Raw genomic sequence first — 17,932 nt, forward strand, 5'->3', positions numbered from 1 at the left:
TGGGGGCGGTCATGCGCGTACCTCGGCTGGAACGTGACGATCAAACCAGCGTGCGACGGGCGCCAAGGCCGGCTGGTCCAGATTGGCGTTCAGATGCCGCCACATGCGCGGCAGGAACTGGCGGTAACGGGGCTTGCCGTCGCGCGCGATCAGGCGGGCGAAGATGCCGATGATCCGCGCCTCGTTGAGGGCGGCGAGGCCTGAGTAGTCGGCCATGAAGTCGGCGCGGTCGACCTGGGGCCGCAGGGCGAAATAGCGGTCCAGCGCCTCGGCCTCCAGCGCCGGCGAGACGTCGCGGCGGGCGTCCTGAAGCAGGGAGTGCAGGTCCCACGACGGGTGGGCGCGCACCGCGTCCTGGAAGTCGATCATGCCGACGCGCGCCGGGCCGTCGCGCTCGGGCAGCCAGATCAGGTTCTCGGCGTGATAGTCGCGGTGGGCCATGACCGTCGCCCCGGCCGCGCCGGAGGCGACGATGGGCGCCCAGGCCGCGCGCCAGTCGGCGACGGCGGCGTCGTCGAAGCGGACCCGATCGTCGAGTTTCGGCAGCCATTCGACGAACAGATCGGCCCCGCCCTGAAGCGCCGTCTCGTCATAGGTCAGAAGCGGCCAATCGCCGCCGGGACCGTGCAGGGTTTCGGGCGGAGCGCCTGCGTCATGCAGAACGGCCAGCGCCTCGATGGCGGCCAGATAAAGCGGCGTCTCGTCGGCGCCGCTCTCGATCACGCGGGCGAACAGGGCGTCGCCGAAATCCTCAAGCACGGCCAGGCCGTCGGCGGCGTCCAGGGCCGGGATCACGGGGGCGGACAGGCCCAAGGACTTCAGATGGGCGGCGACGGCGGCGAAGGCCTCGATCCGGCCGGCGGACAGGCGGGCGACGGCGTTCCAGCCGGCGGCGTGACGCTGCTCGGGCGTCCAGCGCGGATCGCAGGGCTGGCTTTCGGCGGCGGGCGCCTGATCCATCAGCATCAAGGTCGGACCGGTCGTCGGCGTCAGCCGCTCATACCGCCGCGTCGAGGCGTCGCCGGGCAGGGGGGCGCGCGCGGCGTCGGCCAGGCCGGCGGCCTTCAGGAAGTCGAGACGGAGGGTTTCGCGGTCAGACATGCAGTTCCTTCAGCCCCGTTTCCCATCGGCCTACGCCGGAAACGGTCGCAAGGCGGCCGTCGCCCTGTTCGGAGATTTCGATGATCAGCTGGTCCGCTCCTAGGAACCGGCCGGGATCGTCGCCAAGACGCTCGGGCCATTCGATGAGGGCGCACCCCTCGTCCAGCGCCTCGTCCAGGCCGATCTCGAACGCTTCTTCCGGCCGGGTCAGGCGATAGAGGTCGAAATGGGCGACGGGAGGGTCGCTTTCGTAGAACTGGACCAGGGTGAAGGTCGGGCTGGGCACGTCCTCGTCCGGCGTGGTCAGGGCGCGGATCAGGCCGCGCGCCAGGGTCGACTTTCCCATGCCCAGCGGACCGTAGAGCAGCAGACTGTCGCCCGCCGCCAGCAGGGGGGCGATGGCCTGGCCCAAGGCGGTGGTGGCCTCGGTGTCCGGCAGGGCGATCTTCATGGAAACACCGCGTCGTGGTCGGCGGCCAAAGTCCGCTCGGTGAAGGTCTTCAACGCCTCTGTGGCCTTGGCGGCGTCCACGTCCAGCCGATCGGCGGGAATGGGCAGGCCGACATCGACGCCGAACGGCTTGCCTTCCTTGTTCAGCAACTCGTGGAACAGGGTCACGTCGCGCAGCTCCTGCGAGACCTTATCGAACAGGTGAAACAGCCGGCTGTACGGGCCGGTGACGTGCATGGGTACGACCGGCGCATCGTGTTTGCGCGCCATCGAGGCGGCGGTCGGGGCCCATTCAGGATCGGTCAGGACGCCGTTCTTCTCGCGCGCCAGACGGCCGGCGGGGAACATGACGACGCAGCGTTCGGCCTCGAACGCCTCCTTGGCCGCGTTCAGCGTGGCGCGGGTCTTTTCGCGGGTGCGTTTGTCGTGGACCCATTCGACGGGGATGATGGTCTCGTCCAGCCGGGGCGAGACGCGGATGGCGTCGGCGTTGGCGAAGAAGATCATGTCGCTGCGCCGCTGCTTGATCGCGTCGAACACGGCGACCCCGTCGGCGATGCCGGTGGGGTGGTTGCAGACGACGACGCAGCGGCCGGTCGCGGGCAGGCGCTCCAGATTCGTCGTCGTCACCTTCAGCCTCAGCAGGTCCGAGACAAAATCGAAGGTTTCGGTCCCCGACAGGTCGCGGATGGCGTCGGCCATCCGCACCGCCGCCCCATAGCCCAGCACGCCGTAGAGCGCCGGCCGCACGACCGGCCACAGCGGCGAGGCGGTCAGGCGCGGCGCGCGTTCGGCGATCAGCACATCGACGATGTGGGGCTGACGACGGGCGGGAGGGGTGGCGGCGGTCATGAAGGATCGCTTGTCGCCGGTTCGGTCGGAGGGGGCAAGATGCGCGGCGTCGTGGACGCTTGGCGATCGGACGGGCGGCCCCTATCACTGGAGAAAAGCTGTGGGGAATGAAGACATGACGCGTTCACGCTGGATGGCGGCGGTCGCCTTTGGAAGCCTGATCCTGGCCGCCGCGCCCAGCCTGGCGCAGCAGGCCTCATCCGCGCCGGCCGCCGCCCCAGCGCCCGCATCGCGCGGCTTGTCGCTGAAGGATCTGGCGATGATGGAGCGGGTCAGCGAGCCGCGCGTCTCGCCGGACGGCCGCCAGATCCTCTACGCCGTGCGCACCACCGACTGGGAGGGCAACAAGGGCGTCAACGGCCTGTGGCTGGCGGACGTGTCGGGTGGCGAGCCGCGCAAGTTGGCGATCTCGGAAGGCGGCGCCTCGGGCGCGCGCTGGGCGCCGGACGGCGGGACGATCTATTTCCTGTCGTCGCGGGGCGGGTCGAACCAGGTCTGGCGCACGGATGCGGCCGGCATGGCGGCGGCCCAGGTGACGACCCTGCCTTTCGACGTGTCGGGGTTCCGCATCGCGCCGGACGGCAGGTCGCTGGTCCTGGCCGTCTCGGTCTTCGTCGATTGCGACACCCTGGCCTGCACCAAGACGCGGCTGGATGCCCGGGGCAAGTCGACGCTCCAGACCTATGACCGTCTGCCGCTGCGCGACTTCGACCACTGGGTCGATACGCGCCGCACCCATCTGTTCGTTCAGCCGCTGAACGGGTCGGGTTTGAGTGGCGGCGAACCGCGCGATCTGATGGCGGGCCTGGACGCCGATGTCTCGGCCGGCGATTCCAGTTTCGACATTTCGCCGGACGGCCGGACGCTGGTCTACGGCACGCAGACGCAAGGCGCGGGCGAGGCCTTCACCAGCAACAGCGACGTCTTCCGCGTCAGCCTCGACGGCGGCGCGCCGGTCAATCTGACGGAAGGCAACAAGGGATCGGACGGCAATCCGGTCTTCTCTCCGAACGGTCGCCAGCTGGCCTGGCTGTCGGGCCCGCGCGAGAACGTCGGCGGGGATCAGGCGGCGGTCTGGGTGGCTGAGGCCGACGGCTCCGGCGCGAGGAAACTGACCGACTGGGATCGCGGCGCGGGCGGCCTGCAATGGCGCACCGACGGCCGGTCGCTGCTGGTCTCGGCGGCGGACGAGGGGCAGAACCGGCTGTTCTCGGTCGACGCCCGCACCGGCCGGATCACGCCCCTGACCGGAAACGGCACGGTCGGCGCCTATGAGGAGAAGGCCGGTGTTCTGGCCTACGCCCACGAAAGCTTCGTCGCCCCGACGCAGATCTTCGTTCAGACGCGCGGCGAACCGCGCCAGATCAGCCGACAGAACGCCGAGGTGCTGGCGCAGCTGGACCTGCCGAAAGGCGAGGTCTTCACCTTCGCAGGCTGGAACAATGAGCCGGTGCAGGGCTGGGTGTTCAAGCCGGCGGGCGCGGTCGAGGGGCGGCGCTATCCGGCGGTCTATCTGATCCACGGCGGGCCGAAATCGCCCTGGACCGAGAACTGGTCCTACCGCTGGAACCCGCAGGTCTATACGGCGGCGGGCTATGCGGTGGTGATGATCAACTTCCACGGCTCGCCCGGTTATGGCCAAGCCTTCACCGACGCGATCAACGATCACTGGGGCGATCGGCCGCTGGAGGATCTGCAGAAGGGCTGGGCGGCGGCACTGTCGAACAATCCGTGGATCGACGGCGACCGGGCCTGTGCGCTGGGCGCCTCCTACGGCGGCTATATGGTCAATATGATCGCCGGCAAGTGGAACGGGCCGTGGCGCTGCCTGGTCAACCACGCCGGGGTGTTCGACGTGCCGCAGCTGATGAACGCCATGGATATCGGCAACTTCATCTGGGAGTTCGGCGGACCGAGCTGGGAGCGCAAGGCCGTCTATGACGCCTTCAACCCTGAGACCTACGCCGGCGACTGGACGAAGCCGATGCTGGTACTGCATGGCTCCAAGGACTTCCGCGTGCCGATGGAGCAGGGACTGGCGACCTTCTCGGCGCTTCAGCGTCAGGGCGTGCCCAGCCGCTTCGTCCATGTGCCGGACGAGAACCACTGGGTGCTGAAACCCCGCACCTGGGTCGATTGGCAGCAGGAAATCCTGGATTGGGTGGGTCGCTATACGGCGCCGGCGGGCTGAGCGACCCATTGACGCGCCTTGGCAGGGTGCTACGCCTCGCGGCCAGAAAGCTTCGCGAGGAAGATCTTGATGCGTCACCGTTCCCTTCTGTCCGCCGCCTGCGCGGCTGTTGCGCTGATGAGCGCCGCGCCTGCCCTGGCCCAGGTGCCGCCCGCGCCGGTTCCGGCCGCGCCCGCGACGCCGGACGCCTTCACCTATCAGGACATGATCTCGGCCAACCGGCTGGGCGATCCGCAGGTGTCGCCGGACGGCCGCTATGTCGTCTATTCGGTAACGACCACCGATGTTCAGGCCAACAGCCGCGCCGGCAGCCTGTGGATCCTGGACCTGAACGCGCCGGACACGGCCCCGCGCCGCCTGGCCATCTCGGATCAGGGCGCCAACACCGCGCGCTGGGGCGGGGACGGCAATCTGTACTTCCTGTCGGGCAAGTCGGGCGCGAGCCAGGTCTGGCGCGTCGCCTCGCCCACATCGGCGCCGGTTCAGGTGACCAACCTGCCGACCGACGTGAACGCCTATCGGATCAGCCCGACGGGCGACAAGGTGGCCGTGTCCCTGGCCGTCTATCCGAATGCTGCCGACCTGAACGCCTCGGTCCAGCAGGGCAAGGCCATCGCCGAGCAGAAGACGACGGGCCAGGTCTATGACCGCATGTTCGTGCGTCATTGGGACACCTGGAACGACCACACCCAGAACCACCTGTTCGTCCAGTCGATCGGCCGCGACGGCAAGGCCACGGGCACGCCGGTCTGGATCACCAAGGGCTTTGACGGCGACACGCCCTCCAAACCCTTCGGCGACGAAAGCGAGTTCGTCTTCACGCCCGCGGGCGACGCCGTGGTCTTCTCGGCGCGGCTGGCCGGTCAGACCGAGCCGTGGAGCACCAACTTCGACCTGTGGAAGACCAACGGCCTGTCGGGCGACGGCACCTTCACCAATCTGACCGACGGAAACGACGCCTGGGACACCGGCCCGGTCTTCTCGCCGGACGGACGGACCCTGGCCTATCGCGCCATGGCGCGGCCGGGTTTTGAAGCCGACCGCTATCAGATCGTGCTGATGGACGTCGAAACGGGCCAGAAGCGTGAGATCGCCACGAACTGGGATCGCTCGGCCGACACGCTGCAATGGTCGCGCGATGGGCAGACGCTGTACACCACGGCAGGCGACGTCGGCTCGACCAAGCTGTTTTCGGTGGATACGCGCAACGGCGTGGTGACGCCGATCACGGGCGCGGGCCACGTCTCGGCCTTCCAACAGACGCCGTCGGGCTTCGTCTTCGCCCAGGACAGCCTGCGCGAGCCGGGCGACCTGTATTTCAAGACCTATCTGGGTCGCGAAATGCCGCGTCGTCTGACGCAGTCCAACCCCGCCTTCGCCGCCAAACAGTTCGGCGAGTATGAGCAGTTCAGCTTCGCTGGCTGGAACAACGAAACGGTCCATGGCTATGTCATCAAGCCGGCCGGATACGTCGAGGGCCGCAAATATCCGGTCGCCTTCCTGATCCACGGCGGGCCGCAGGGTTCGTTCGGAGACGGCTGGTCTTATCGCTGGAACCCCGAAACCTATGCGGGCGCGGGCTATGCGGTGGTGATGATCGATTTCCACGGCTCGACCGGCTACGGTCAGGCCTTCACCGACGCGATCAGCCAACACTGGGGCGACCGCCCGCTGGAAGACTTGCAGAAAGGCTGGGCGGCGGCTCAGGCGAAATACAGCTTCCTGGACGGCGACAACGCCTGTGCGCTGGGCGCCTCCTACGGCGGCTATATGATCAACTGGATCGCCGGCAACTGGTCCAATGAGTTCAAGTGCCTGGTCAACCACGACGGCGTCTTCGACACCTTCGGCATGGGCTATTCGACCGAAGAGCTGTGGTTCACCGAGTGGGAATACGGCGGCACGCCTTGGGACAAGCCTGAGGGCTATCAGAAGTTCAACCCGGCCAACCATGTCGACAACTGGAAGACGCCGATGCTGGTGGTTCAGGGCGACCGCGACTTCCGCATCCCGACCGCCCAGGGCCTGTCGACCTTCACCGCCCTGCAACGGCGCGGCATCGACAGCCGTCTGATCGTCTTCCCCAACGAAAACCATTGGGTGCTGAAGCCGGCCAACAGCCTGCAATGGCACAATGAGGTGTTCGGCTGGCTGAACAAATATCTGACGCCGACGCAGTAACAGGGGTCCGTCCGGACGACAAAAAGGGGCGCGGTCCGACGACCGCGCCCCTTCTTCATGCCCGTTTGATCGGGATCAGAGCGCCGCGCGCTGCATCGGCGCGCCGGCCAGGCGATCATACTGATGCGCGGTCATGCAGCGCGGCGCGGCCCATCGCTGGCCCGACTGATAGGCGGCGACGGCCTGTTGCGCGGTGACGAAGGTCGGCGTCGCGCCGTGGTCGCGCTGATAGGCCGTGCGTGAGGCCACGTCGGTTCCGCATACCCTGACCGTTTGCAGCACGGCCGCGCGCTCGGCGGGGCGCGGACTTTGCGCCAGCGCCGGCGTCGTTGCGGTCGCCAGGGCGGCGGCGATCAGGGCGGGGGTCAGAAAACGGGTCATCGGCAGTCCTCCACGGCCTGAATTAAGATCAGGACTCTGACGAATTATGCGGCGATCCTGAGATTTGTAAAGATTATGCGACAACTTCGCGTCAGATCGACGACAAGCTGACCCTGCGGCGCCAAACCGGGGCTGGCGCGTTTCCTCTGGCTGACGGAGACGAGCGATTGTCGAACCCACGGAATTGGCGCACTTTTCGGGCCGACCTGAACCAGCGGGCGTGGGCTCCGGCCGGGGCGCGTTTGCGCGCCTGGCGCGACTGGGTGCGCGACAACGATCCCGTCTATGCGGCGGCTCGACGACCGGGGGCTGCGGAAAAATGGGCGGCGGGCGTGGTGCTGGTTCTCGTGGCGGCCGTGGTTCTCTTCCTGGCCCTGTTCGACTGGAACATGCTGCGCGGGCCCATCGGCCGCTGGGCGTCCGTCAAATACGATCGCGAAATCGCCCTGACCGGCGATCTGGACGTCAATCTGTTCAGCTGGACGCCGTCCGCCGTGGTGCGGGGGCTGAAAATCGGCGGCCCCGACTGGGCGCGCGATCGCGACACGGCCGACGTCGATGAGGTCCAGGCCTCGGTTCGGCTGAGAAAGCTGCTGGCCGGGCAGGTGGAGATGCCCCTGCTGAGCTTCACCCGGCCCCGAGTTGTGCTGATCTCCACCAAGGACGGCCGCAAGAGCTGGCAGTTGAATCCCAACAAGCCTGATGACGGCGCAGGGCTGAACCTGCCGGTCATCCAACAACTGGTGATCAGGGACGGCCAGCTGACCTTTGAGGAGCAGAGGCGCGGACTGACGCTGGAGGCGGCGGTCAATGCGCGTGAAGCATCCAGCGGCCAGGCCGGTTTCGTGCTGAACGGGCGCGGCGATGTCCGCGGCGCGCCCATGACCGTCAGGATCGAGGGCGGTCCCTTCATCAACATCCGGCGCGACCGTCCCTATCTGTTCGAGGCGGATGTGACCGGCGCGGACTCGTCCCTGGTCGCCAAGGGGGCGATCACTCGACCATTCGATCTGGGACGGTTTGATGCGACCATGACGATCCAAGGCCGCAATATGTCGGACCTCTATCTGCTGACCGGCGTCGCCCTGCCCAATACGCCGCCGTACCGGCTGTCGGGCGCGCTGAACCGCGATCGGCGGATCTGGACCTTCAAGGATTTCGACGGACGCGTCGGAGCCTCCGATCTGTCGGGCGAGGTCAAGGTCCAGTCGGGCCAGCGGCTGCGCGTCGACGCCGACCTGACCTCGCGCCGTCTGGACATCGACGACCTGGCCGCTGTCCTAGGCGCGCGGACCCAAACCAATGCGGCGGGCACGGACACCGAGGCCCCAGTCGTGGTCGGCGGCAAGCTGCTGCCGGACGCCAAGCTGCAGACCGAGCGTCTGCAGACCATGGACGGCACCCTTTCCTATCGGGCCGGATCGGTGAAGGCGAACGCCTTTGACGTGCGTCAGGTGAACTTGGGCGCCGATCTGAAGGACGGCATCCTGAAGCTGGATCCGATCAGCTTCGACTTCAACCGGGGCGCGCTGAACGGCACGGCGCGAATCGATGCGACGAAGGACGCCCCCTACAGCACCGTCGATCTGCGTCTGGCCGGCTATCCGCTGGAGTCCATCATCCCGGCGCGCAACGGCTCGGCGCCCGTCACCGGCAGGGCGCTGGGACGGGCGAAGCTGGAGGGGCCGGGCGCCTCCATCCATGATTTCGCCGCCGCATCGAAAGGCTCGCTCAGCCTGGTGGTGCCGAACGGCAAGATGCGGGCGGCCTTCGCCGAACTTCTGGGCATCAACGCCAGCGCGGGGCTGCTGAAGCTGCTGAGCGGAGATCAGTCCGAAAGCCAGATCCGCTGCGCCGTCGCCGATTTCAACGTCAGCAACGGCACGGCGACCGCCCGCACCTTCGTCATCGACACCGATGTGGTGCTGGCCCAGGGCAAGGGCAGCATCAACCTGGGCGCCGAGACGATGAACCTGCGGATCGAGGGCGAATCCAAGAAGCCGCGACTGTTGCGCCTTTGGGCGCCGATCACAGTCTCGGGCCCCCTGACCGCGCCCAAGGTCGGGGTCGATGTCGGTTCGGTGGTGTCGCAGGGCGGTCTGGCGGGCCTGCTGGGCGCGGTGGTGGCGCCGGTGACGGCCCTGTTCGCCTTCGTCGATCCGGGCCTGGCCGAGGACGCCGATTGCGGCCGGCTGATCGCCAACGCCCGCTGATCGTTGATGACGACGACCGATCCGGCGATCCAAGCGTATTGTGGGTGATGGAGCCTTTTGCATGACACGCCGTGGACTGTTCGCACCTGCCCTTGCGCTTCTCGCCGCCGCATGCTCGCCGCTGAGCCTGCTGAACACCTTGGGACCGAGAGACGGCGGCGTGCGACGCGTCGCGCGCGACATTCCCTATGGCGACGATCCGCGCCAGCAGATGGATCTCTATGCGCCGACCGCGCCTGGCCCCTATCCGACCCTGGTCTTCTTCTATGGCGGCGGCTGGGATTCGGGCTCGCGCAGCCAGTATGGCTGGGCGGCGCAAGCCTTGGCTGCGCGCGGGTTCGTGGTCGCCCTGCCGGACTACCGCATCGTGCCCCAGGTCGTCTTCCCGGCCTTCATCGAGGACGCGGCCGCCGCCACGGCCAAGGCGGCCGAGGTGGTCGGTCAATATGGCGGCGATCCGGCGCGGCTGGGCGTGCTGGGCCATTCTGCGGGCGCGCATCTGGCGATGATGATCGCCCTGGACCGACGCTATATGGCCGCCGTCGGCCGGCCCGATCTGATCAAGGCGGCCGCAGGTCTCGCAGGCCCTTACGACTTCCTGCCGTTCGATGTGGCGGCGTCGCAGAACGCCTTCGGCCGTGCGCCGGACCCGACCCTGACCCAGCCCGTGACCTTCGTGCGTCGTGACGCCCCGCCGATCTGGCTGGGTCACGGCACGGCCGACACGGTGGTCCACGACGAGGACACGGTCATTCTGGATCAGCGGATGCGCGCGGTTGGCGGGCGCTCAGAGGCCAAGCTTTATCCAGGTCTGGACCACGCCGACCTGATCGCGACCTTCTCGCCCCTGTTCCGCAAGAAGGCGACAGTGCTGGCCGATGTGACGGACTTCTTCCACCGGCAGCTGGGCTGAACCGACGAAGAGTGGTGCGGGCGGCCGGGGTCGAACCGGCACTCCTTTCGGAACTGGATTTTGAGTCCAGCGCGTCTACCAATTCCACCACGCCCGCAGCGGAAGGATCGCCTCATGCCACAGAGGGATGAGGCGGGTCCAGCCTTTGTGTCACTGCATAATGAAGTTGACGCGGAAGGCCATCATGCGCGGCGCAGTCGGTTGGTCGCCGTCATAGGCGACGGTGGCGTCGCGGGCCGCCTTGAGCACCGCTTCGCCGAAGCGACCATCAGTGGGATGTTCGGTTTCGATGACGCAGTCGCGCAAGCGACCGTCAGGTTGGGCGACGCATGTGGCGACGGCGAAACCTTCCGAATAGTTGTTGGCGGGATAGCGCGGACGGATCTGGCGCGCCCATCGCATTCCAACCTGCAGACCTTCCTCGGAGATGGCGTCGAGTTCCTGGTCGCGAGGGTCAACAAGCGGGCGGCCGCAGGCCGTCAGGGTCTCGTCGATCGCCGAACCGGACGCAGGGAGTTCCAGATCATAGCGGAGGTTTCGACCCGCGCCGCCGCCATCGGGCACGATGATCTGAATTCGCCCGCCCAGGCGAAGTTCGCGCGCAAAAGGCGCAGGAAAATCAGCGACGGCCCCCGCACGATCTGTCGTGACGTTCCAGCGCCATTCCTTGGCTTCTTCGTCTCGAAAGATGATCGTGATCGGGCGTGTCTTCGTCCGGCGCGCCACCTCCGGCAACCCGAACAGCAGCGCCGAATAGGCTCCGTCCATGCAGCGAGTCGCGATCGACAGGCCCGGCGTGGTCGTGACGTAAGCGATCGTCGATTTCTTTCGGGCGTCCTTGACCAGATCCCAGTCTTCGCCGGTGTTCGGCGCATCCTGCGAGACGGCTGAGCCGGCCGACAAGGCGACAGCGAGAGCGACTACGGCGTTCTTCATGCGACGACCTCCACATGGCTGTCCGTGCCGCCGGACTGGATGCGGCGGGCGCGGATGTACATTTCGACGCGCTGCATCACGATCAGGCCCATGGCGAAGACCAGGAAGGCGTCGGTGACGGCCAGGGCGTTCAGATGCCAGGCGGCGGCGTGGCTTTCGATCAGGTCGCGCAGCAACGACCGGCCGGCGAACAGCACGACCAGCAGGATCAGCCCCAGCGGCGAGGCCTGGGCCATCAGTGCGCCGTCCGGCTCTTTTTCGATGGTGACGGTCTTGCCGCGATACCAGCCGGCGACGCCGCCCAGGAGGCCGCCGATGGCCAGAACCGCCCAGGCGTCGGGGCCGAACGGCGCATGGGCCATGTTCGGGTTCTGCGCCGAACCCCAGATGCCCAGGCCGATCAACGGCAGGACGATGGCCGGCATGACCCACAGCAGGTGCGGCTTAAGCACGCGCTTCCTGCGGTTCTTCAGCAACACGACCACCAGCATGATCGGGATCATGAGCAGCGGGATCAGTTTTTCAGGCGGCACGTCGTCTCTCCCCAAAGACAGGATACGGCCTCCCCCGAGGCCGCTGCCAGCACCCTAGCGGCGTCAGTCCGCGCTGGATAGCGGCGCTACGGTCTGTTCGATGGCGCCGAAGATCGAATGATGACGCGCGTCCAGCATTTCGATCCGCACCGTGTCGCCGTGTTTCAGGAAGGGCGTCTCGGCCGCGCCGCGCAGGATCGTCTCGACCGTGCGGACCTCGGCGATGCAGGAGTAGCCCAGGCCGCCTTCCGAAACCGGCTTGCCGGGGCCGCCGTCGGCGTCCTTGTTCGACACCGTGCCCGAACCGATGATGGTCCCGGCGCCCAGCGACCGGGTCTTGGCCAGGTGAGCGATCAGGGTTCCGAAGTCGAAGGTCATGTCGACGCCGGCGTCGGCCTTGCCGAAATCCTGGCCGTTCAACTGCACCGACAGGGCGCCGTGCAGCTTGCCGTCCTTCCATCGGTCGCCCAGCGCGGCGGGCGTGACCAGGACCGGCGACAGGGCGCTGGCGGGCTTGGATTGGACGAAGCCGAAACCCTTGGCCAGTTCGGCCGGGATTAGGTTGCGCAGGCTCACGTCGTTGACCAGGCCGACCAGGCGAATGGCGTCGAGCGCCTGTTCGCGCGTCGCGCCCTGCGGCACGTCGCCGACGACCACCACGATCTCGGCCTCCAGGTCGCAGCCCCAGGCCTCGTCAGCTAGCGGGATCGGATCGCGCGGCGACAGGAAGCCGTCCGAGCCGCCCTGGTACATCAGCGGGTCGGTCCAGAAGCTCTCGGGCATTTCGGCGCCGCGCGCCTTCCGCACCAGTTCGACGTGGTTCACATAGGCCGAGCCGTCCGCCCACTGATAGGCGCGGGGCAGGGGGGAGGCGGCGTCGCGCTCATGGAAACGGCCGCGCGGCACGGCCTCATGCTCCAGACTTTCGGCCAGGGCCTCCAGGCGAGGACCGCAGCGGTCCCAGTCATCCAGCGCCGCCTGCAGCGTCGGGGCGATCAGGAAGGCGTCGGTGAACCAGTTCAGGTCCTGAGAGACGACAACGAGGCGGCCGTCGCGGCCGTGCTTGAGCGAGGCGAGTTTCATGACCAAGGCCTAGACCGGATTTGCGATGTTGGGAACGGCGGAATCAGTCGGCGGCCGTCAGCAGGGCGCGGGCCTCGGCGCCGGTGCGCGCGGCGCGGTCGCGGACCTCGACCTCGACGATGACGCCGCCCTCGGGCTCGACGGCCCACAGATAGCGACGCTCGACCTCGACCGTACGGCCGGACGGGGCGAAACCCTCATAGCTGTCGCCCCACGGCGTGATCTTCCTGACCTCGACGAAGGGCATGGCGCAGGCGGCATCCAGCTCCTCGTTGGCCATCACGGTCAGTTCGTCATCGGATGCAAGCATGGGTCTCGGTCTGGGAAAAAAGAGTCTAATTCGTCTAATTGGTCTGAACGGCTGCTCAGGGTTCGTCGGCGTAGATGGCGACGCGGGCGGGGTCGGTCGAGGAGACCGCGCCGCGATACATGCCCGAGGTGGACATGGCGAAGGCGGGGCGGCCATCCAGGCCCATGACGATGACGCCGCCCTTGCCGCCCAGACGATCGGCGTCGGCGATCTCCGCCTGACCGGCGGCCTGCGTCGCCGCGCCTCCCGCAATCCGCGCGCAGATGTCGCGGGCGACGGTGGCGCGGATGAAATATTCGCCGTCGCCGGTGGCGGACACCGCGCAGCCGTCGGCGTTGGAGGCATAGGTGCCGGCGCCGATTATCGGCACGTCGCCGACTCGTCCCCAGCGTTTGGCGGTCATGCCGCCGGTCGAGGTGGCGGCGGCGAGACGACCCTGGCTGTCCAGCGCCACGGCGCCGACCGTGCCGAACTTCTTCTCGTTCAGGGGCGGGGCGACTTCGGCCTGGGCGCCCGGCAGAGGCGCGCCGGCGGGGCGTTCGGGGATCGGTTGTCCGGCCTCGGTCAGGGCCTTGACCAGCCCCTGCCAGCGCCGCTCGGTGAAGAAGAAGGCCGGGTCGCCCTGCTCCAGCCCGACCGAGGCGGCGAAGGCGTCGGCGCCGGGGCCGATCAGCATGACGTGGGGCGACCGCTCCATCACCGCGCGGGCGGCGGCGACGGGATGACGCGTGGTGGTCAGGCCGGCGACGGACCCGGCGGTCAGGTCCGACCCGTTCATCACGGCGGCGTCCAGTTCGTTACGGCCGGCCGCGGTGAAGACCGCCCCGCGCCCGGCGTTGAACAGGGGATCGTCCTCCATGACCTGAACGGCGGCCTGGACCGCATCCAGCGCCGAGCCGCCGCTTTTCAGCACGGCCGAACCGGCGTCCAGCGCGCCTTGCAGCGCCGTGCGATAGGCCGCGTCCTGCTCGGGCGTCAGGCTGGATCGCTCGATCACGCCCGCCCCGCCGTGGATCGCCAGAGACCATTGCGGCGCGGCATTCTCAGCCTCCCCCTGAGCCTGAGCCGAGGAAAAACACAGTGCAAAGAGTGCAATCAGTCCGGAACAGGCGATGCGCATCGTGAACCTCCTCTGCGCCGAAAACACAGTGCAATTTGTGCACTTTTCCCAATGACGCCGGTCGGTCGCAGTGTAACGCCGCCGTTGGGCGTGTCAGGTCGATTGGCCGAAGAAAATCGGAAACGTCGCAAGATCAGTGGGATGGTTCGCGGCAATAGGATGGTTGCAGATGATCACCGAAGGCCTTGCTGTGCCGCAGGGCCGCTGTCAGCCAAGCGGATGGGGCGTTGCTCGGCCAGGTTTAGAGCCCTCACCGGCCGAGAGACTCAGCGGCGGCTACGCGACTTTTTCAAGCGGTCCACCAGCATCGCTCCGCTAGACGTCAGCAAGCACATTGGCACAATCCACGGCTGATACTGTTCGCCGCTGCTCCCATAATGGACGACCAGGGCGACGATGATTGTCGCCAGCGTCCAGAGCGAAAGGGTGGCGTAGGCGACGAGTAGAACTGGATCGCGGGTCATCTGAGGCTATCCAAGGTTGTGCCTGAAGTCTGACCAAACTTTCCTGAAGTTGTCCACCCAAAGACCGTTATCCGCGCGGAGTAGACTCTGCGCCCGCGAAAGACACATGTCTGGCTCGCCTCACCCTCGGTGATGCAGCCGCTTCCAGACCTGGTATCCGACGATGGGGGCGAAGCCGCAGAGGAGGGCGGCGATCAGGACCATCCAGAAGCCGCCGCCCAGCCAGACTTCGCCGGCCAGGGCCCCGGCGCCGGCCGCCAGGACCGGGCCGAGCCAGGGCAGCCAGGTCGGCGGCCGCATCGTCATTCAGGCGTCGACCTTGATGACGCCGCGACGGATCTGGTCCAGTTCGATGGAATCGAACAGGGCCTGGAAGTTGCCGTTGCCGAAGCCTTCGTTGCCCTTGCGCTGGATGATCTCGAAGAAGATCGGTCCAAAGGTGTCCTGGGTGAAGATCTGCAGCAGCAGGCCTTCCTCGTCCGAACCGTCGATCAGGATGCGGTTCTTGCGCATCCGCTCCACGTCCTCGCCATGGTTGGGCAGGCGTTTGTCGATCAGTTCGAAATAGGTCTCGATGGTGTCCTGGAAGGCGACGCCGCGTTCCTTCATCGCCTCGACCGTCCCGAAGATGTTCTCGGTCGTCAGGGCGATGTGCTGGATGCCTTCGCCGTTGTAGCGACGGATGAACTCCTCGATCTGGGAGTTCTCATCCTGGCTTTCGTTCAGCGGGATGCGGATGGCGCGGTCGGGCGCGATCATGGCCTGGGAGAACAGGCCCGTCGCCTTGCCTTTGATGTCGAAATACTTCTGCTCTTCGAAGTTGAAGATCGAGTTGTAGAAGCCCGACCAGGTGCGCATCTGGCCGCGACGGACGTTGTGGGTCAGGTGGTCCAGGATCTCCAGGCCCATCGAGTTCTTGCGCTCGGCCTCTTCCCAGCCCTCGATCTCGTCCCAGGCGTCATACAGCGAGCCGGCGTCGCCATACTGGTCGATGACATAGAGCAGCGAGCCGCCGATGCCTTGCAGGATGTAGGGGTAGTCGTCGCCCAGCGCGCCGCCGGCGGCGTCCGTCGCGGCGACGGCACCGCGGGCCAGCGCGCCCTCATAGGCGGCCTTGGCGTCGGTGGTGCGGAAGGCCATGCCGTTGGCGGACGGGCCGTGATCCCTGGCGAAGTCGGCGGCCTGACCCTTGGGCGAGCGTTGCACCAGGAAGCTGATATCACCCTGTTTCAGGCGCACCACGTCGGTCTTGGGGTTCACGTGCGTCTGGGTGAAGCCCATCAGCTCCAGGCGCGAAATCATCGCCTCGGGCTCGGGGCCGGTGAATTCGACGAACTCGAAACCGTCGACGCCGAGGGGGTTTTCCTGGTCGATCTGCTGTGGCGTGGCCAGATCTTGGGCCTGGGTCATGTCGTTCATGGCGCGTCTCCCGCACAGATTTTTGAGGCGGGCTTAACCGAAAGGGGCCGCCGATTGGCGCGGAACCTAGTCACAGAAGACGACGGAGCCAAGACGAAGCCACGGGGTCGTGATGACGGGCGAGCGTGCGAGTATCGTTAAAGCCAAATTATCAAGAACTCAGGTGCGTCGCGCCCTGAGGTCCGGCATCGCATCCACTGCCCAGAGATCGGGGGCTTTAAGCGGCGCCTTGCAGACCGCCTCGACCGTCTTGCCGTCCGCCAGGGTGTAGCGGATGGGCAGGTTTTCGGCGCAACGGGCCTGGACGGCCTGGAAGACGCCCTGACCGTTCGACATCGGGTCCAGATCTTCGATCGCGACGACGACGGGATCGCCGGACAGGGCGCCGCATCGGTCGCCGGAGTCCAGCTTGATCCGGCCGTTGTCTGTAGAGAAGCCGCCCTCGCCGCCGCAGTTCTGATCGACCATGTGGAACAGAGCGGCCTGACGGAGGTCACGCGGACTGGGCCGATTGATCAGGGTGACGCCCAGTGCGGAGAGGCGGGTCTGTATGTCGGCCCAGCGGTCCGCGCCGGGACCGTCCAGCAGGACGGCGACGGCGGTGTCCGGCGTCAGGCGGCTGCGGAAGTCCGCCACCCCATAACCGTCCTCCGCACGACCGGACTGGAGCATGGCCTTCCAGATGTCGAAGATGTCCGCGCGGCCGTCGGAGGCGCGGCGGCTCTCCAGGTCCGCGATCCACTGCACGACGACGCCGCAGTTGTAGATGGCGTTTCCGGTGCGCAGACGCTGTTCGGCGTCAGGGCGGTCGCCAAGGGCGGCGCGACAAGCGTTAAGCCGTCGCGCCAGCGAGGTCTTCAATTGAGCCTCGTCGATCGTTCCCGTGGACAGGGCGGCGACCAATGCGCCGTATTCGGCCCCGCCCTCATGCAGCCAAGGCGCGCTGGCGCCGTCCTTGGTCGTCACCGCATGGCTGTTCCACAGGTGCAACGTCTCGTGCCAGACGAAGGTCGACAACTGTTCGATCACATCGGGCGCGGGCGCGGACCAGTCCGAGCCATGAAAGCGCAGGGAGATGACGCCATTGTCGGTCACATCGCCCCGGTATGTCGTCGGGCCGGGGCTGTCGGTGGTGACGATCAGGGTCGGCGCATAGGGCAGGTCGCGGCCGAGGCGAGCGCCATAGAATCCCTGGGCCGCCAGAAAGCCCTCAGTCATCGCGGTGCGCAGGGATGCGGGAACGGTGTCCCCGACGACGACCACGCCGCCGTCATCCTGCGTCACGGCCGACGTCGGTCCGACATAGACGTAGCTCTTGATCGCGTCGCATTGAGGCGTGGCGGTTTCACTTGGGGCCGCCTTGACGGTCAGTTCGGCGTCCATGTCCTTCAGCGCCAGCGCGGGTCCATAAAGGCTCTGGCCCGACCCCACCCGCACCAGGCCGATATAGACGCGGTCCACCTCGGCCGCGTCAGGCGCGATCAGAATTTCGAAGGCGTCGAACGGCTGGTCGGACTTCACGACGCCGTCCGAAAGGGACAGGCCGGGGGTCTTCACCGTCCAGAGGGTGCGGATGATGTCCTGGTCCAGGAAGGCGACCTCGGTGGTCGGCTGGGCCAGCTTCCAGGTCACCAGAACGCCGCCCGGCGCGGTGCGCGCCTCGATCGTCGCGGCCTGTTGAGCCGAGGCGGGGGCGGCGGCTGCGAAAGCGAGGCCGAGTGCGGCGACGAGGCCGATCAGATTCGAGGTCAAGTCTTTGGGCTCCCACCACCAAGCGTGAGCATA

The 17,932-nt window shown here is 67.2% G+C and carries 17 protein-coding genes and 1 tRNA gene; 4 read left to right on the forward strand and 14 right to left on the reverse strand.

All coding sequences use genetic code 11. From position 1 onward, the window contains the following. Positions 1–9 precede the first annotated feature (9 nt). From amgK to E7T10_RS04035, 3 genes are read right to left on the reverse strand one after another with little or no spacing between them, the layout of a single operon-like run. On the reverse strand, positions 10–1,101 hold the full coding sequence (amgK, locus tag E7T10_RS04025) for an N-acetylmuramate/N-acetylglucosamine kinase AmgK (RefSeq protein ID WP_137720826.1): 1,092 nt from the start codon (positions 1,099–1,101) through the stop codon (positions 10–12). Then, a complete protein-coding gene (gene tsaE / locus E7T10_RS04030) occupies positions 1,094–1,552 on the reverse strand; it encodes a tRNA (adenosine(37)-N6)-threonylcarbamoyltransferase complex ATPase subunit type 1 TsaE (protein WP_137720827.1) in 459 nt (152 codons plus the stop codon). Before tsaE ends, amgK begins: the two co-directional genes overlap by 8 nt. Next, positions 1,549–2,403: a GNAT family N-acetyltransferase gene (locus E7T10_RS04035; RefSeq protein WP_137720828.1), complete on the reverse strand. Its 855-nt coding sequence runs from the start codon at positions 2,401–2,403 to the stop codon at positions 1,549–1,551. Before E7T10_RS04035 ends, tsaE begins: the two co-directional genes overlap by 4 nt. A 115-nt stretch (positions 2,404–2,518) precedes the next feature. On the opposite strand from E7T10_RS04035, the gene E7T10_RS04040 reads away from it, so the two are divergent. Further along, complete coding sequence (locus tag E7T10_RS04040; protein ID WP_137720829.1) at positions 2,519–4,594, forward strand: S9 family peptidase; 2,076 nt, start codon at positions 2,519–2,521, stop codon at positions 4,592–4,594. 69 nt (positions 4,595–4,663) lie between these two features. Beyond that, positions 4,664–6,775, forward strand: a complete 2,112-nt coding sequence (locus E7T10_RS04045; RefSeq protein WP_137720830.1) for a S9 family peptidase — start codon at positions 4,664–4,666, stop codon at positions 6,773–6,775. A 75-nt stretch (positions 6,776–6,850) separates the two neighbouring features. Here E7T10_RS04045 and E7T10_RS04050 read toward each other — a convergent pair whose 3' ends face one another. Next, a complete protein-coding gene (locus E7T10_RS04050) occupies positions 6,851–7,156 on the reverse strand; it encodes a hypothetical protein (RefSeq protein WP_137720831.1) in 306 nt (101 codons plus the stop codon). Positions 7,157–7,398: 242 nt separating this feature from the next. Here E7T10_RS04050 and E7T10_RS04055 point away from each other — a divergent pair, with 242 nt between their 5' ends. Further along, positions 7,399–9,369 carry an AsmA family protein gene (locus E7T10_RS04055; RefSeq protein WP_246846093.1) on the forward strand — a complete coding sequence of 657 codons (1,971 nt, stop codon included), beginning with the start codon at positions 7,399–7,401 and terminating at the stop codon, positions 9,367–9,369. A 61-nt stretch (positions 9,370–9,430) separates the two neighbouring features. Continuing rightward, on the forward strand, positions 9,431–10,282 hold the full coding sequence (locus E7T10_RS04060; RefSeq protein WP_137720833.1) for an alpha/beta hydrolase: 852 nt from the start codon (positions 9,431–9,433) through the stop codon (positions 10,280–10,282). 12 nt (positions 10,283–10,294) lie between these two features. Here the strand turns inward: E7T10_RS04060 and E7T10_RS04065 are convergent. The 10 genes from E7T10_RS04065 to E7T10_RS04110 form a co-directional block, all read right to left on the reverse strand. After that, positions 10,295–10,379, reverse strand: a tRNA-Leu gene (locus E7T10_RS04065). Positions 10,380–10,432: 53 nt separating this feature from the next. Then, positions 10,433–11,218, reverse strand: coding sequence for a hypothetical protein (locus E7T10_RS04070; RefSeq protein WP_137720834.1), 786 nt, complete (start codon positions 11,216–11,218; stop codon positions 10,433–10,435). Then, positions 11,215–11,751 carry a CcdC protein domain-containing protein gene (locus E7T10_RS04075; protein WP_137720835.1) on the reverse strand — a complete coding sequence of 179 codons (537 nt, stop codon included), beginning with the start codon at positions 11,749–11,751 and terminating at the stop codon, positions 11,215–11,217. Before E7T10_RS04075 ends, E7T10_RS04070 begins: the two co-directional genes overlap by 4 nt. 63 nt (positions 11,752–11,814) lie before the next feature. Then, complete coding sequence (locus tag E7T10_RS04080; protein WP_137720836.1) at positions 11,815–12,834, reverse strand: fumarylacetoacetate hydrolase family protein; 1,020 nt, start codon at positions 12,832–12,834, stop codon at positions 11,815–11,817. 43 nt (positions 12,835–12,877) lie between these two features. Continuing rightward, positions 12,878–13,144: a hypothetical protein gene (locus tag E7T10_RS04085; RefSeq protein WP_137720837.1), complete on the reverse strand. Its 267-nt coding sequence runs from the start codon at positions 13,142–13,144 to the stop codon at positions 12,878–12,880. Positions 13,145–13,199: 55 nt separating this feature from the next. Beyond that, the gene (locus E7T10_RS04090) at positions 13,200–14,264 is read right to left on the reverse strand and encodes an isoaspartyl peptidase/L-asparaginase family protein (RefSeq protein WP_137720838.1); all 1,065 of its coding nucleotides are present in this window, start codon (positions 14,262–14,264) and stop codon (positions 13,200–13,202) included. Positions 14,265–14,530: 266 nt separating this feature from the next. After that, positions 14,531–14,728, reverse strand: coding sequence for a hypothetical protein (locus E7T10_RS04095; RefSeq protein ID WP_137720839.1), 198 nt, complete (start codon positions 14,726–14,728; stop codon positions 14,531–14,533). 120 nt (positions 14,729–14,848) lie between these two features. Further along, positions 14,849–15,034 (reverse strand): hypothetical protein, encoded by a 186-nt coding sequence (locus E7T10_RS04100; RefSeq protein ID WP_137720840.1) that lies wholly within the window; start codon positions 15,032–15,034, stop codon positions 14,849–14,851. Further along, the gene (hppD, locus tag E7T10_RS04105; protein ID WP_137720841.1) at positions 15,035–16,147 is read right to left on the reverse strand and encodes a 4-hydroxyphenylpyruvate dioxygenase; all 1,113 of its coding nucleotides are present in this window, start codon (positions 16,145–16,147) and stop codon (positions 15,035–15,037) included. It abuts the gene before it with no gap. A 159-nt stretch (positions 16,148–16,306) separates the two neighbouring features. Continuing rightward, positions 16,307–17,899 (reverse strand): hypothetical protein, encoded by a 1,593-nt coding sequence (locus tag E7T10_RS04110; protein ID WP_137720842.1) that lies wholly within the window; start codon positions 17,897–17,899, stop codon positions 16,307–16,309. Positions 17,900–17,932: the final 33 nt, after the last annotated feature.

The sequence above is a fragment of the Brevundimonas sp. SGAir0440 genome (genome assembly GCF_005484585.1).
GTDB lineage: Bacteria > Pseudomonadota > Alphaproteobacteria > Caulobacterales > Caulobacteraceae > Brevundimonas.

Excerpts from the sequence above, each read along its gene's own strand:
- amgK (WP_137720826.1), bottom strand. The coding sequence starts at position 1,101 with ATGTCTGACCGCGAAACCCTCCGTCTCGACTTCCTGAAGGCCGCCGGC.
- tsaE (WP_137720827.1), bottom strand. The coding sequence starts at position 1,552 with ATGAAGATCGCCCTGCCGGACACCGAGGCCACCACCGCCTTGGGCCAG.
- E7T10_RS04035 (WP_137720828.1), bottom strand. The coding sequence starts at position 2,403 with ATGACCGCCGCCACCCCTCCCGCCCGTCGTCAGCCCCACATCGTCGAT.
- E7T10_RS04040 (WP_137720829.1), top strand. The coding sequence starts at position 2,519 with ATGACGCGTTCACGCTGGATGGCGGCGGTCGCCTTTGGAAGCCTGATC.
- E7T10_RS04045 (WP_137720830.1), top strand. The coding sequence starts at position 4,664 with ATGCGTCACCGTTCCCTTCTGTCCGCCGCCTGCGCGGCTGTTGCGCTG.
- E7T10_RS04050 (WP_137720831.1), bottom strand. The coding sequence starts at position 7,156 with ATGACCCGTTTTCTGACCCCCGCCCTGATCGCCGCCGCCCTGGCGACC.
- E7T10_RS04060 (WP_137720833.1), top strand. The coding sequence starts at position 9,431 with ATGACACGCCGTGGACTGTTCGCACCTGCCCTTGCGCTTCTCGCCGCC.
- E7T10_RS04070 (WP_137720834.1), bottom strand. The coding sequence starts at position 11,218 with ATGAAGAACGCCGTAGTCGCTCTCGCTGTCGCCTTGTCGGCCGGCTCA.
- E7T10_RS04080 (WP_137720836.1), bottom strand. The coding sequence starts at position 12,834 with ATGAAACTCGCCTCGCTCAAGCACGGCCGCGACGGCCGCCTCGTTGTC.
- E7T10_RS04085 (WP_137720837.1), bottom strand. The coding sequence starts at position 13,144 with ATGCTTGCATCCGATGACGAACTGACCGTGATGGCCAACGAGGAGCTG.
- E7T10_RS04090 (WP_137720838.1), bottom strand. The coding sequence starts at position 14,264 with ATGCGCATCGCCTGTTCCGGACTGATTGCACTCTTTGCACTGTGTTTT.
- E7T10_RS04095 (WP_137720839.1), bottom strand. The coding sequence starts at position 14,728 with ATGACCCGCGATCCAGTTCTACTCGTCGCCTACGCCACCCTTTCGCTC.
- E7T10_RS04100 (WP_137720840.1), bottom strand. The coding sequence starts at position 15,034 with ATGACGATGCGGCCGCCGACCTGGCTGCCCTGGCTCGGCCCGGTCCTG.
- hppD (WP_137720841.1), bottom strand. The coding sequence starts at position 16,147 with ATGAACGACATGACCCAGGCCCAAGATCTGGCCACGCCACAGCAGATC.